The sequence below is a fragment of the Pseudoalteromonas sp. RWi3 genome, from assembly GCF_054960735.1.
In genome coordinates this window covers 1-282 of sequence record NZ_JBHNYL010000054.1, presented here as the reverse complement: position 1 = coordinate 282, position 282 = coordinate 1, and the positions used below count along the sequence as shown (strand labels likewise).

The window sequence follows — 282 nt, the reverse complement described above, 5'->3', positions numbered from 1 at the left end:
ACTTTCACTTCAGAAGTATACGTACTTTCGAAAGATGAAGGTGGTCGTCATACTCCATTCTTCAAAGGTTACCGTCCACAGTTCTACTTCCGTACAACTGACGTAACTGGTGACGTACAGTTACCAGAAGGCGTAGAAATGGTAATGCCTGGTGATAACGTTAAGATGACAGTAACTCTAATCGCGCCAATCGCGATGGACGAAGGTCTTCGTTTCGCTATCCGTGAAGGTGGCCGTACTGTAGGTGCTGGTGTTGTAGCAACTATCGTAGAGTAATAATTA

At 44.7% G+C, this 282-nt stretch carries 1 protein-coding gene; it reads left to right on the top strand.

What is annotated here, in order from left to right; genetic code table 11:
• Positions 1-276, top strand: a 276-nt coding sequence (locus ACFI4Z_RS19110; RefSeq protein ID WP_462671896.1) for an EF-Tu C-terminal domain-related protein, incomplete at its 5' end; no start/stop codon positions are given.
• Positions 277-282: the final 6 nt, after the last annotated feature.